The organism is Mesorhizobium sp. CA7 (assembly GCF_020165015.1).
In the GTDB taxonomy this organism is placed as follows: domain Bacteria; phylum Pseudomonadota; class Alphaproteobacteria; order Rhizobiales; family Rhizobiaceae; genus Mesorhizobium.
In genome coordinates, this window is sequence record NZ_JAIUHH010000003.1 from 448,834 (window position 1) to 460,898 (window position 12,065).

Here is a 12,065-nt window from a genome sequence, read left to right on the forward strand (position 1 = left end):
CTCAGCAATCGAAGCCGTATTGGGCGCGCATGTGCTCGGCCTCTTCCTTCGACATCTTCTTGAGCATCACGCAGACGGTGAAGCTGCCGACCTGGCGGCCGTTCCTGGTGTAGCCCCAGTCGGAGATGTCGTCCCTGGTGAATTCGATGTTCTGGCCAAGGACGACGTTGCGGACGATTTCCGGCTCGTTCGCCAATATGCCGACGAAGCCGTTGGCGGTCCGCTTGAAGGGAATGACCCAGAAATGCTCCGTCGCCTTGCCGTCGACGACCATCACCTTCAGCTTGAACCTGTCGGTTCCCGGCGGCGGAGCGTCGGACAGGTTCAGGAATTCATCCAGGCTGGATCGCGCCTTCTCGACCGCCGCCGCCATCTCGGCGTCGTCGGAGGCGATCACCATGGCCTTGTCGTCGCCTTCCGCCCTGGCATGCAAGGGAGCGAGCGCCAGCAGCAGGGATAACGCGATACGAACGGCAATTGTCATGACACCCCCCGGTGAAGGCCAATATCCTGTGCGTTATCTTCGGGCAATGTGTCGGCTTGATCAATCCGATCTGCGGTTGCGAAGCGGCCCTACGCCTTTGTCATCGGGCAATGATAAGGGAATGGCTTCAGTTCTGCTCGGGCCGACCTGAACCGTGGGCAGGCTTACAGCCCGGTCAATCCGGCCAGCCAGCTTGCCGAGCGCTTCGCCGCGTCCACCGTTGCGCCGGCAGCGCGGCTGAGGTCGGTCTTGACCACGGCATAGCCGGCCTTGGTGCGGTAGAGCACGGCGCGGCCGCCATCGACCGACCCGTCGAAGGCCACGGGCTTTGCCGATTCCGTTTCGCTGGCGGTCACCGTTCCGCCGACCGGAGCGCTCGGGCGATGGTCGAGCTCGGGCGGCAGCGGGGCGATGGTTCCGACGACGCGGTTCCTGGGCTTCAAATCCGGTCTGGAAGCTTTCTCGGCAAGCTCGGAGGAAGAGGCCGAGCCCTCGGCGCGGCAGATGCCGGAAACCAGCGGATAGTCGAAATTGCGCTGGTGCAGCATCTGGCTCTTCATCGCCGCTTCGCAGTCGGCGATTGTCGCCCATTTGGCCGGCGTTTCACCGATATATTCGCACAGCTTGGCGTCGCAGTCGCAGCCGACAATGGTCATGGCGACAAGGGCGGTCTTGATCACGGTCTTGTCCCTTCGAAATTGCCCCGCTCCACCCGGTTGCATCAATCCATGCCGAACAAGGCGGGATTTGGCCGCCATTGTGAAATGTGGATGACGGGACGTTCCGAAGGTTGCTCAGCCGGCGACTGTGACCGAAATGCCTCAGTCTCGGCGTAGACATGTTCCAATTTGGCACCGGGTTGGCGAGCGCCGGCAGGACCAAGTGCAGCTTGTGGACGGCGCCGGCCAGCGCGGCGCGGCACATGTCGGGTAGTGGCGATTCGTAGGCCTGACAGGAGGCGACGCCGTCCTCAAAAAGACAGTCGGCGCTGGGATTTCTCCCAGCGCCTCCCTGTCAGATCAGGAACCAGTCAAGGCAGCAACTTCCGTAAAGTCGTCGCGCCAGGCCAGCCTTGATTTTGACGGTCCTGCCAGTCGCCACCCGAGGGCGGCGCCCGTTCCAGACCACGCCGATCTCCACCCTTGCGGGCTTCGCCCAGCGTGCCATCGAAGGTTTTTACCGGCCTTCATGGCAGCATCGGTCCGCCGTCGGCGTTGGCACGCTTTCCGCGGCACCCGTAGGTCTCGGCATCCGTCCCTCCAACAGGCGAGCCTGCTCTCGTTCTGGGCCGTACGGGCCTCAGGAAATCCGCCTTGCGCTTTTGCCTTTCGGCTGGGCGTTCGGTAGCCGCCTGAGATGGGTTGAATGTACGCCGGGTAAGGGGTCTGGGGAATGCCGGCGCGCCTGTGGATAGCGGGATTATCGGGGACCAGTGGCAAAAGTCTCGGAATCCGCCGGCCGAACCGCTTAGACAGCCTGCCCCGCTTTTCTGTGACCGCTGGACGTTGGAGCCTTGCTCCGTCGCCCGGTCCGCGTTTCAATGTCGGCAAAAGAGTTTGGGCCGGCAAAAGACTTTGGATGCCCGCACAGGTGCCGCCGCACATTTTGCGCGACTTGCCTCGGGGGAGGTCGACTTGAAAGTCGGAGTGGTTCTCAATCCGATAGCCGGAGGCGGCAGGCTCAAGCGGCATTGGGCGGAGGCCGCGGCATCGCTCAACAGGAATTTCGGCGATTTCGACTTGCGTGAAACTCAGGCCGGCGGCGACGCCGAGCGGCTGGCGATCGACCTCGCCGCCGGCGGGTGCGACCTGGTGATCGCGGCAGGCGGCGACGGCACCGCAAGCGAGGTGGCCGACGGGTTGCTGCAGGTACAAGATGAGACCGGCCAGGAAGCCGCGCTTGGCCTTCTGCCCTGTGGTACCGGCATCGACTTCGCGCGCGGGCTCGACTTGCCGCGCGGCATCGATGCCGCGCTGAAGCGGATCGCCGATTCCAATGCGCGAAAAATCGACGCCGGCCGCATCTGCTATATCGACGACCACGGCGCGCTGGCCAGCCGCCACTTCATCAACATCGCCAGCCTCGGCCTGTCCGGCGCGACGGATCGCGCCGTCAATGCCGACAAGCGCAAGGGCAGGGTCTCGGCCAAGGCGCTGTTCTTCTGGCGCACCGTGCTGGAGTTCATCCGCTACCGTTTTCAGGATGTCAGGATCACCATCGACGACGGCGAGCCGGTCGAGGCGCGCATGGCGCTGGTGGCGGTGGCCAACGGCAAATTCTTCGGCGGCGGCATGATGATCGCGCCGGACGCCGAGCTCGCCGACGGCCAGTTCGACATCATCATCCTGCGGGCCGCCGGCAAGCTTGGGCTGATCCGCGACCTCCGCCTGCTCTACGGAGGGCGCCACCGCAACCATCCGGCAATCACCATCCTGCGTGGCCGCAAGGTGCTGGTCGAGCCGCTCGGCGATGCCGAGAAGAACGGCGCGCTGGTGGACATAGACGGCGAGTCGCCAGGCCGAATTCCAGCGACTTTCGAGATCCTGCCCGGCGCGCTGACCTTGAGAGGTTGAATCAGCCGGCTAAGAGGCCGATCCAGCCGGTACGGTCAGGCTATTGAAATGGTTGGCTAAATTGCTGCCCGTTTACAGTTCCAGCTTGGCCGGAAAGCCCGGCGCGCGAAGCTCCGTGCCGACTGCATCCTCCAGCAGCTTGACGATCTGGGTCGACCAGGCGCCACCGCCATAGGCGCGCTTGCCCTCCTCGAAAATCGCGTTGACGCGGGTGGCAAGATCGAGCGGCGCGCCGAAATCCCTGGCCATGGCCAGCGCGAAGCCGAGGTCCTTCAGCGCCAGGTCCATGGTGAAGCCGATGTCGTATGAGCCGTTGAGCACCAGCTGGCTTTCGGTCTCATGGACGAAGCTGTTGCCGGAAGAGGCGACGATGGCGTGGTAGGCTTGAGCGAGGTCGAGGCCGCCCTGCTTCGCCAGCATCAACGCTTCGCCGGCAGCGACGAGATGAATGAAGGCGAGCATATTGGTGATGACCTTGATCACCGCCGCCGAGCCGACCGTGCCCATCAGGAAGGATTTCGCGCACATCGCCTCGATGGCCGGACGATGGCGTTCGTAGAGCGCCGCATCGCCGCCGACGAGCGCCGTGATCCTGCCCACTGCGGCCAGATGCACGCCGCCGGTCACCGGGCATTCGAGCGTCTCGATGCCTTGTGCCGATGCCAGCGCGGCGAGTCGTAAAATCTCGTCACGGCCATTGGTCGACATCTCGATCCAGGTGCCGCCCGCGGGCAGGCCCTGGAGCAATCCGTCGGGGCCGGCGAGCACTGTTTCGCTGACCTTCGGCGAGGGCAGGCAGGTGATTGCATTGCCGGTGCGGGCAGCGGCCTCGGCGGGGCTACCCGACGCCGATGCACCGAGCGCGACCAGGCGCTCGACCGGCGCCTGGTCGCGGTCGAAGACGGTGACGGCAAAGCCGTTGCGCAGCAGGCTGGCGGCAAGGTTGCCGCCGAGATGGCCAAGGCCGACGAAGGCATAAGCGAGGGTCACGGCATCAGCGGCGTCTGCATCATCTGCAGATGCAGCTCCTTGCCGCTATAGGGATGGGCCTCGCAGACCGCCTCGTCGAGCTCGACGCCGAGGCCGGGCTCCTTCGAGGGGATGACGTTGCCGTCCTGCCATTCGATCTTCTTCTTGAGCAGCGTGGCGTGGAAACCGTCCCACTGCTTGAGCGATTCCAGGATGAGGAAGTTGGGCAGCGTCACCGCGAGCTGGATGTTGGCGGCGCCGACGATCGGGCCGCAATAGCAATGCGGCGCCACCTGGATGTGGTAGGCTTCGGCCATGGCAGCGATCTTCTTGGTCTCGAGAATGCCGCCGGAGCGGCCGAGATCCGGCTGCAGGATGGTCGCGGCGCGGTTCTCGATGACGCGGGCGAACTCGAACTTCGTCGTCAGCCGCTCGCCGGTTGCTATCGGGATGGAGGTCTGGCGGGCGACTTGCGCCATTACTTCCGGCATGTCCGGAGGCACCGGCTCCTCGAACCACAGCGGATCGTAGGGCTCGATGGCGCGGGCAAGCCGCAGCGCGCCCGAGGCGGTGAACTGGCCATGCGTGCCAAACAGGATATCCGCCCTGTTACCGACTGCTTCGCGGATCGCCTTGACCATGCGCGCCGACAGGTCGATGTCGATCAAGCGCGGCTGATGGCCGTCATAGGCGGTGTAGGGGCCGGCCGGATCGAGCTTCACGGCATTAAAACCCTGCTCGACATATTCGAGCGCACAGGCGGCCGCCATATCGGGGTCATTGTAGACGTTCTTGCCGCGCGCATCTTCCGAATGGACGCTGCCGGTGTGCGGATAGAGGTAGGTGTAGGAGCGCAGGGTCTCGTGCACCTGGCCGCCGAGCAGCTTGTAGACCGGCTTGCCGGCCTCCTTGCCGACGATGTCCCAGCAGGCCATTTCGAGCGCCGAGAAGCAACCCATGCCGGAGACGTCGGGGCGCTGGGTGAAGCCGGAGGAATAGGCACGGCGGAAGAAATTCTCGATGTCGTGCGGATCGCGGCCGACGAGATAGCGCTCGGCCATGTCCTCGATCATCCTGGCGGTGACATGCGCGGAGAAGGTGGCGTTGTAGGCCTCGCCATAGCCGACCACGCCGCCATCGGTGGTGAGCTTGACGAAGATGAAATACTTGCCGCCGATGCCGGGCGGCGGGTTGCCGACAACCCAGGTCTTCACGTCGGTGATTTTCATGTGTGATCCTCCAGAACCAGGTCGGCGCCTTTCCATCCGGTCAGGATCGCGGCGGCGTTGGTGTTGCCCGTGATGTTGTCGGGGAAAATTGAAGCGTCGATGACGCGCAGACCGTCCAGCCCATGCACCCGAAGCCGCGGGTCGACGACGGCGCGCGATGCGTCAGGTCCCATGCGGCAGGTCGAGACCGGGTGATAGACGGTGCCCGAGCGTTTCCTGAAATCCTGGATCAGGTCGGCGTCCGACTGGATCGAGGGGCCGGGCAGAACCTCTTCCTCGATGATCTCGGCCATGGCCGGCATCGAGGCGATCTTGCGCACGAACTTCACCGCCGCCAGCATCTCGTCGACATCGGCGTTGGTCGAATAGGCGTTGGGCGTGATCCTTGGATACTCGCGCGGGTCCTTCGAGCGGATCATGATCTCGCCGCGGCTCGAGGGCCGGCAGTTGGACAGGCCGATCGAGAAGCCCGGCCAGGGGTCGGGCGTCAGGATCGGACGCTCGCCGCTCTTCGGGATGACGGTGGAGAAGGCCTGGAAATAGAGCTGCATGTTCGGCCGTGTCATCGACGGGTCGGTGCGGAAGAAGCCGCCGGCATTGTTCATCGACAGCGACAGCGGACCGGAGCGCAAGAGGATGTATTGCATGCCGACCAGCAGCTTGCCCCACCACGGGCGCAGGATCTGGTTGAGCGTCGGCAGCTTGCCCTTGAAGGTGTAGTTGATGCCGACATGGTCCTGCAGATTGGCGCCGATGTTGTCGTTTGCATGGACGACCGGGATGCCGAGGTCGGCCAGCAATGCCGCAGGGCCGATACCGGACAGCTGCAGCAACTGCGGCGAGTTGATCGAGCCGCCCGACAGGATCACCTCGCGGCCCGCGCGAGCCGTCTTCTTCTGCCCGCTCTGCTCGTATTCGATGCCGACGGCGCGCTTGCCCTCGAACAGGATTTTCGTCGCCAGCGCGTTGGTCTCGACACGGACATTGCCGCGTTTCATCGCCGGCCGGAGGAAGGCGCGGGCGGCCGACATGCGGCGTCCGTTTTTCGTCGTGATCTGGTAGACGCCGACGCCTTCCTGGGAGGCGCCGTTGAAGTCCGGATTGAGCGGCAGCCCGGCTTGCTGTGCGGCGGCAAGGTAGCGCTTGGTCAGCGGATGCACCGCGTTCGTGCAGTCCGTGATGTGCAAAGGGCCCCCGACTCCGCGCCACTGGTCAGCGCCCGCCGCATTATCTTCCAGCGCCTTGAAGGAGGGCAGGAGGTCATCATAGGCCCAGCCGGGATTGCCGGCAGCGGCCCAGGCGTCGAAATCCTCGCGCGCGCCCCTGATATAGACCATGGCGTTGATCGAGCTCGAGCCGCCGAGCAGCTTGCCGCGCGGCCAGTGGTCGCTGTTGCCCGCAAGGCCGGGGTCGGACTCCGCCTTGTAGTTCCAGTTGACGGCCGGATCGAAGAAGGTCTTGCCGTAGCCGAGCGGCATCTGGACATAGAAGCGCCGATCGGTTCCGCCGGCCTCCAGCACCAGCACCGAGAAGCGGCCCGACGCCGACAATTTGTCGGCAACGACCGAACCGGCCGAGCCGGAGCCGACGATGATGAAGTCGTAAGTCTGCATGATGGAAAAGCGGGCTCCGCAATGTTGCGCTTACCCTAGACATTGCCGGCTTGCGGCGTCGCCGTGGCTTCCGGCATGGCTTGTGAAAAAAGCGACCGGCGCAGTGGGGCACATTTTGCTTTTACCAGAGCTTGCGACATGGCGGTCGCATTGATACGCAACAGAAGCTGCCCTTTGAGGATTTCGCCATGGTGCATTACGCGGACGGAAAACCCCTTGGCGATCTGACCTTGCGCACGCTCGCCATGCCGTCCGACGCCAATGCGGCCGGCGACATCTTCGGCGGCTGGGTGATGGCGCAGATGGACCTTGCCTGCGGCATCCGCGCCGCCGAGCGCGCCAAGGGGCGCGTGGTCACCGCCGCGGTCAAGGAGATGTCCTTCGCCAAGCCGATGAAGATCGGCGACACGTTGTGCATCTACACCCATGTCGAGCGCGTCGGCCGCACCTCGATGGTGCTCAAGGTCGAGGCCTGGGCGCAGCGCTATCTTTCCGATCTGATGGAGAAGGTCACCCATGCCGACTTCGTCATGGTGGCGCTCGACGGCGAAGGCAAGCCGAAGCCGGTTCCGGCCGAGAGCTGACGCTCCGGCGGGATACTGATTCTCCCCAGACTTGCCGCTTTGTAACAACGCCTGCTCGGGAGATTCGCTTCGCGACATCCAATGGTTGCCTTCACCCCCCACCTTGTAGGCGCGAGGGAAAGACAATGCGTCAACATATGCTGAACGGCTGGCTCGTGGCAGCTCTTATTGCCTTGGTCTGCCTGCTCGGGATAACAGCCTATGTGGAGGTCAGCAAAGGCCTTCCACACGTCGCCTGCATGCGGGGCCTGAAGGCGATCGACAAGAAGGCCGCGCAGCGGGAGAGCTGCTCGACCGCGTGCTGCGACAGCACTGCCCCAAGCGCCTGATCCGTTGCCGGCTAAAGACGGATCTCCTTGGCGAGCCGGTTGCGCGGAGACGCCGGCGAGGCTGACTGCGGGGCCGCAGCGGATCCATTAAACCGGAAGGTGGGACGGGCCCTGCGCCCAGCCGCATGGCTCATCCAATGGTTCAGAAATCCTTGAACTTCAAGGGTTTCAGGCCTGCAGGCCGTCGAATTTCGCGCGCGCTTCGCGGACCCGATTGGTGTTCTTGCGCGCCCATTCGCCGAGCGCGCCGACCGGCACGAGCAGCTCGTGACCGAGTTGGGTGAGCTCGTAATCGACACGTGGCGGAATGGTCGGAAACACTTTGCGCGTGACGAAGCCGTCACGCTCCAAACCGCGTAAGGTGGTGGTCAGCATCTTTTGCGAAATTCCGCCAACGGCGGCGCGCAATTCGTTGAAGCGCATTGGTCCGCCGCCGAGCTTGCCGACCACGAGCACCGTCCATTTGTCGCCGACCCGTTGCAGGATTTCTGAAACGGCCCGGCAGTCCTCGGTGTTGTGCGGGTGCCTCAGTAACAAAGAAGTGCCTCCTTGCGCGCCGATTTGTCAGTATCACATATAGCGCCGGTATCCAAACGATACCAGAAATTCCCGCAAGGAGAGCCCCTTATGTCCAAGCCCAAAATCGCCATTGTCGTCGGTTCGACGCGCGCCGCCCGCTTCGCCGACGTGCCGACGCAGTGGATCGTCAAGATCGCCAAGTCGCACGCCGATATCGATGTCGAGATCGTCGATCTGCGCGACTGGCCGCTGCCTTTCTTCGACGAGGTCGCTTCCTCCGCCTGGGCGCCGTCGCAGAACGAAGTGGCGCAGCGCTGGCAGAAGAAGGTCGCCGAGTTCGACGGCTTCATCTTCACCGCCGCCGAATACAATCACGCCCCGACCGCTGTGCTGAAGAACGCCATCGATTACGCCGCCAATGAGTGGAACAAGAAGCCGGCCGGCTTTGTCGGCTATGGCAGCGTCGGCGGCTCGCGCGCGATCGAGCACCTTCGGCTGATCGCCGTCGAGCTGCAGATGGCGCCGGTCAAGTCGGCGGTGCACATCGCCTGGGGCGATTTCCTTGCGGTTCGCCAGGGCGAGAAGAAGCTCGAAGATCTCGAGCACCTGAACCAGTCCGCCGCCGCCCTGGTCAACGACGTCGCCTGGTGGGCAAGGGTGCTGAAAGCGGCTCGCGCCGCCGATGCGATCGCCGGCGAAGCCCAGGCCGCCTGAGCGGTCGATCGACACTGTCCTCTCAATGAGAAAGGGGCGGCGCCAGCGCTGCCCCTTTCGATTTGCGGAGCTGTCTGTCTTCTGGATCCCAGGCTGATCCCTTTGCCGCCGCGCTGTTGACCGCTCGGAACGGCGCGTTAGATGCAGGCCCGAATCCACCGAAGAAAAAGACAGCACAGTCGTGGGAGGGGCGGAATGCCTTGGCTTGGCAGATGGCGCAATCAGTATGGGTCCGTCCTCGACATCACCGGCGAGGACGGCGGCCGGATTGAAGGCACGTTTCGCACGGCGCTCGAAGACAGCAGCTTCTATGGACAGACCGTGCCGATATCCGGCATCGCGCATGGCGACGTGATTGGAGTAACGGCCGCCGGCGAGGGTACGGCCGGCCCCGCCGCCGTGAGCTACACCGGCATTTTGCGGGACGGCAAGCTGGAGACGATGTGGCTGACAGTGGCCGGCAGCACCATCACCGGCAAAGAGGGCGAAACCGCTTCCCGCAAGCAGGTAGGAACCTGGCGTGCCTTCGGCATCAGCCTCGACACCTTCGTCCGAGAATAGCCAAGCCGACGAGAGAAGGTCCCTGGTTGATGTTCATGGGTGATGGTCAGAGCCGGCCCTCCATGAGCAACTCGCGGGTGCGCTTCAGTGTGGACAGCAGGGCAGCTTTGTAGCCCTGGTCGCCGTCGAACTGCGCCTGTTCGGCCTGCTCCTCTGGGCCGTTCGGCTCTTTGCCGCGCCGGCCGAGATAGCAGTAGAAGCGCAGATGGAGCGTGCCGTCGGTGCCCTCGAACAGTTCGTTGATGATCGCGCCCTCGCGCGGCCCGGTGGCCTGGAAGAATGTGACTTTGCTCTCCGGTTCAAGCGTGATGATCTCGCGCAGATCTGCACCCGCGATGGTTGCTTCGCGCACGAAATGCGTCTCGCTTTCTTCCACGACATCGCAGCGGGTGCAGAGGCCGGGCGGCAGGAATTCGCGGGCGTCGCGGGCCTTGAGCTCCAGGCCAGCCCAGGCTTGTGCACGGGTCAGCCTGGTCGCGCCTTCCGGGTTCACCGGGACGGTGGCGGTTGAGTAGATCATAATGGTGTCCTTGGGATTGATGTTGGGGTGGCAGGCTGCCGCCGGCGTCAGGCCGAGGCAGCGATTTCTGCGGCGAAGTCGCGATAGGTGCGTAGCGGACGGCCCAGCAGCTTGGTCAGGCGGTCGACGTCGCCAGCGTCGGGAATCATGCCCTCGCTGATGAAGCGCTCGCCCATCAGGCGCATGTCGAATGCCATCCAACCCGGCATGAACTGCCGCAGGTTCTGTTCGAAGCCTGCCAGGTCTTCGCCGGGATAGGCGATCTGGCGGCCCAGGACCTCGGTCCAGATGCCGGCGACATCCGTGCCGGTCAGGGTGTCGGGACCGACGAGGTTGATCCGGTCGAGCGGGAGGGCAATTTCGGTCTGCTCGCGGCGAAGCAACTCGATCGCCGCGACCTCGGCTATGTCGCGCGCGTCGACCATTGCCAAGCCTTTGCTGCCGATCGGCATCGGATAGACGCCATAGCTGAGGATCACGTCCTTGATCATGAACTCGTTGTTCATGAAATAGGCCGGACGAAGGATGGTGGCGTTGACGCCCATCTGCTCGATCATCCGCTCGACCGCGAGCTTGCCGGCGAAGTGGGGCACGTTCGCGTAAAGCTCACCGTGGATCACCGACAGGTAGACGATGCGTTCGATGCCTGCCTCGCGGGCCGAGTTGAGCGCGATCAGCGCCTGGGTGAATTCGTCGGGCACCACGGCATTGAGCAGAAATAGGGTGGAAACGCCCGAGAAGGCGCTGCGCAGAGAATCGACGTCGATCAGGTCGCCCTGCACCACGGCGACGCTCGCAGGGAAGTTCGCCTTCGAAGGGTCGCGGACAAGCGCACGGACATCGGCGCCGCGCTTGACGAGTTGGTTGACGACTTGGCTGCCGACATTGCCGGTCGCGCCGGTAACGAGAATGGTCATGGGGTTCACTCCGGGTTTGGGTCAAAAGACATCCCGTAAATGAGTGATCCACATTCGAACCGATAGGCGCTATATTTGGACACAGCGTCTCAATGTTGGAACAGATGGACCTTCTCGCCCTCGCTGATTTCAATCTGGTTGCCCGGCACGGAGGGTTTGGAAGGGCGGCGCGCGCCGCGGGGCGCCCGAAGGCGACCCTGTCTCGCCGGGTCGCGGAACTGGAGGCCGCCCTCGACTTGCGTCTGTTCGAGCGCGGGGCGCGCGCGCTGAAGCTCACCGAGGAAGGACGGGCGCTCTTCGAGCGGACGGGAGCGTTGCTGACCGAACTGGACGAAACCGCGACGGCGATCGCTTCGGGCGGACACACGCCGCGGGGCAAGCTGCGGATCAGCGCACCGCTGCTCTTCTCCCAAACTGCGATGGGGAAGCTGGCCGCCGGGTTCGCGCTGAAATATCCGGAAATCCGGCTCGAGGTCACGACGGAAGACCGGGCCGTCGATATGATCGAGGAGGGGTACGATCTGGTGATCCGGGTCAATCCTGAGCCCGATGAAAGTCTTGTCGGACGGGTGTTCCTGCGCGACCGGCTGGTGGTGGTCGCGAGTCCGGGCCTCGCCAGACCGACCGACGATCTCGCCGTTCCGGCCGTCGTGCGGGAATCCGGCGAGCGCGTTGCCGCCTGGGACATCGTGACGCCGACCGGACGATCACGCATCGCGATTGAGCCAGTCCTTCGCCTTTCGTCGCTCCTGATGTTCCGCGATGCCGTCCGGGCGGGCGTCGGCGCCGGACGTTTGCCGATCTCGCTCGTAAGTCACGATCTGGCTGCTGGAACGCTGGTGCATTGGGGCGATGTCGACGGCCCGGACATCGCCCTATGGACGCTCTATCCGTCCCGACGCTTGCTCAGCGTCCGGGTATCAGCGTTCCTCGACTATTTGAAGCAGGCCTTTCCCAAGGGAACCCCTGACGAATTGGCGGCCTATATCGGCGGATGAGACGGAATGATCGAAACGCTATCTGCGCCTTCTCTATGCGGCGACCCTGTACGGT

At 64.1% G+C, this 12,065-nt stretch carries 14 protein-coding genes; 6 read left to right on the plus strand and 8 right to left on the minus strand.

Annotated elements, in window-relative coordinates; all coding sequences use genetic code 11:
• Position 1: 1 nt before the first annotated feature.
• On the minus strand, positions 2 to 484 hold the full coding sequence (locus LB552_RS09835; RefSeq protein ID WP_224604517.1) for a YegJ family protein: 483 nt from the start codon (positions 482 to 484) through the stop codon (positions 2 to 4).
• Between the two features lie 164 nt (positions 485 to 648).
• A complete protein-coding gene (locus LB552_RS09840) occupies positions 649 to 1,164 on the minus strand; it encodes a hypothetical protein (RefSeq protein ID WP_224604520.1) in 516 nt (171 codons plus the stop codon).
• Between the two features lie 954 nt (positions 1,165 to 2,118).
• Here LB552_RS09840 and LB552_RS09845 point away from each other — a divergent pair.
• On the plus strand, positions 2,119 to 3,057 hold the full coding sequence (locus tag LB552_RS09845) for a diacylglycerol/lipid kinase family protein (protein WP_224604523.1): 939 nt from the start codon (positions 2,119 to 2,121) through the stop codon (positions 3,055 to 3,057).
• Between the two features lie 72 nt (positions 3,058 to 3,129).
• Here LB552_RS09845 and LB552_RS09850 read toward each other — a convergent pair whose 3' ends face one another.
• Genes LB552_RS09850 through LB552_RS09860 form a run of 3 tightly spaced genes read right to left on the minus strand, consistent with a single transcriptional unit; the run spans position 3,130 to position 6,868 of the window.
• Positions 3,130 to 4,047, minus strand: a complete 918-nt coding sequence (locus LB552_RS09850) for an NAD(P)-dependent oxidoreductase (RefSeq protein WP_224604525.1) — start codon at positions 4,045 to 4,047, stop codon at positions 3,130 to 3,132.
• Positions 4,044 to 5,255 (minus strand): mandelate racemase/muconate lactonizing enzyme family protein, encoded by a 1,212-nt coding sequence (locus LB552_RS09855; protein WP_095766560.1) that lies wholly within the window; start codon positions 5,253 to 5,255, stop codon positions 4,044 to 4,046. Before LB552_RS09855 ends, LB552_RS09850 begins: the two co-directional genes overlap by 4 nt.
• The gene (locus tag LB552_RS09860; protein ID WP_224604528.1) at positions 5,252 to 6,868 is read right to left on the minus strand and encodes a GMC family oxidoreductase; all 1,617 of its coding nucleotides are present in this window, start codon (positions 6,866 to 6,868) and stop codon (positions 5,252 to 5,254) included. Before LB552_RS09860 ends, LB552_RS09855 begins: the two co-directional genes overlap by 4 nt.
• Positions 6,869 to 7,056: 188 nt before the next feature.
• Here LB552_RS09860 and LB552_RS09865 point away from each other — a divergent pair, with 188 nt between their 5' ends.
• Both LB552_RS09865 and LB552_RS09870 read left to right on the plus strand, forming a co-directional pair.
• On the plus strand, positions 7,057 to 7,452 hold the full coding sequence (locus LB552_RS09865; protein ID WP_042646168.1) for an acyl-CoA thioesterase: 396 nt from the start codon (positions 7,057 to 7,059) through the stop codon (positions 7,450 to 7,452).
• Between the two features lie 125 nt (positions 7,453 to 7,577).
• A complete protein-coding gene (locus LB552_RS09870; protein WP_224604530.1) occupies positions 7,578 to 7,781 on the plus strand; it encodes a hypothetical protein in 204 nt (67 codons plus the stop codon).
• A gap of 168 nt (positions 7,782 to 7,949) precedes the next feature.
• Here the strand turns inward: LB552_RS09870 and LB552_RS09875 are convergent, their stop codons facing one another.
• Positions 7,950 to 8,318 carry a winged helix-turn-helix transcriptional regulator gene (locus LB552_RS09875; protein WP_140629822.1) on the minus strand — a complete coding sequence of 123 codons (369 nt, stop codon included), beginning with the start codon at positions 8,316 to 8,318 and terminating at the stop codon, positions 7,950 to 7,952.
• A 90-nt stretch (positions 8,319 to 8,408) separates the two neighbouring features.
• Between LB552_RS09875 and LB552_RS09880 the strand changes: the two genes are divergently transcribed.
• Together LB552_RS09880 and LB552_RS09885 are read left to right on the plus strand one after the other, a co-directional pair.
• Positions 8,409 to 9,014 carry an NADPH-dependent FMN reductase gene (locus LB552_RS09880; protein ID WP_224604532.1) on the plus strand — a complete coding sequence of 202 codons (606 nt, stop codon included), beginning with the start codon at positions 8,409 to 8,411 and terminating at the stop codon, positions 9,012 to 9,014.
• Positions 9,015 to 9,209: 195 nt separating this feature from the next.
• Positions 9,210 to 9,575, plus strand: a complete 366-nt coding sequence (locus LB552_RS09885) for an avidin/streptavidin family protein (RefSeq protein WP_224604541.1) — start codon at positions 9,210 to 9,212, stop codon at positions 9,573 to 9,575.
• Between the two features lie 46 nt (positions 9,576 to 9,621).
• On the opposite strand, the gene LB552_RS09890 is transcribed toward LB552_RS09885, so the two are convergent.
• A complete protein-coding gene (locus LB552_RS09890) occupies positions 9,622 to 10,095 on the minus strand; it encodes an SRPBCC family protein (protein ID WP_224604543.1) in 474 nt (157 codons plus the stop codon).
• Positions 10,096 to 10,142: 47 nt separating this feature from the next.
• Positions 10,143 to 11,012, minus strand: coding sequence for an SDR family oxidoreductase (locus LB552_RS09895; RefSeq protein ID WP_224604545.1), 870 nt, complete (start codon positions 11,010 to 11,012; stop codon positions 10,143 to 10,145).
• A gap of 104 nt (positions 11,013 to 11,116) precedes the next feature.
• Here LB552_RS09895 and LB552_RS09900 point away from each other — a divergent pair, with 104 nt between their 5' ends.
• Positions 11,117 to 12,010 (plus strand): LysR family transcriptional regulator, encoded by an 894-nt coding sequence (locus LB552_RS09900; RefSeq protein ID WP_224604737.1) that lies wholly within the window; start codon positions 11,117 to 11,119, stop codon positions 12,008 to 12,010.
• The last annotated feature ends 55 nt before the right edge of the window (positions 12,011 to 12,065 follow it).

Coding starts and splice junctions, on each gene's coding strand:
- LB552_RS09835 (WP_224604517.1), bottom strand. CDS start 484: ATGACAATTGCCGTTCGTATCGCGTTATCCCTGCTGCTGGCGCTCGCT.
- LB552_RS09855 (WP_095766560.1), bottom strand. CDS start 5,255: ATGAAAATCACCGACGTGAAGACCTGGGTTGTCGGCAACCCGCCGCCC.
- LB552_RS09860 (WP_224604528.1), bottom strand. CDS start 6,868: ATGCAGACTTACGACTTCATCATCGTCGGCTCCGGCTCGGCCGGTTCG.
- LB552_RS09865 (WP_042646168.1), top strand. CDS start 7,057: ATGGTGCATTACGCGGACGGAAAACCCCTTGGCGATCTGACCTTGCGC.
- LB552_RS09870 (WP_224604530.1), top strand. CDS start 7,578: ATGCGTCAACATATGCTGAACGGCTGGCTCGTGGCAGCTCTTATTGCC.
- LB552_RS09880 (WP_224604532.1), top strand. CDS start 8,409: ATGTCCAAGCCCAAAATCGCCATTGTCGTCGGTTCGACGCGCGCCGCC.
- LB552_RS09885 (WP_224604541.1), top strand. CDS start 9,210: ATGCCTTGGCTTGGCAGATGGCGCAATCAGTATGGGTCCGTCCTCGAC.
- LB552_RS09890 (WP_224604543.1), bottom strand. CDS start 10,095: ATGATCTACTCAACCGCCACCGTCCCGGTGAACCCGGAAGGCGCGACC.
- LB552_RS09895 (WP_224604545.1), bottom strand. CDS start 11,012: ATGACCATTCTCGTTACCGGCGCGACCGGCAATGTCGGCAGCCAAGTC.
- LB552_RS09900 (WP_224604737.1), top strand. CDS start 11,117: ATGGACCTTCTCGCCCTCGCTGATTTCAATCTGGTTGCCCGGCACGGA.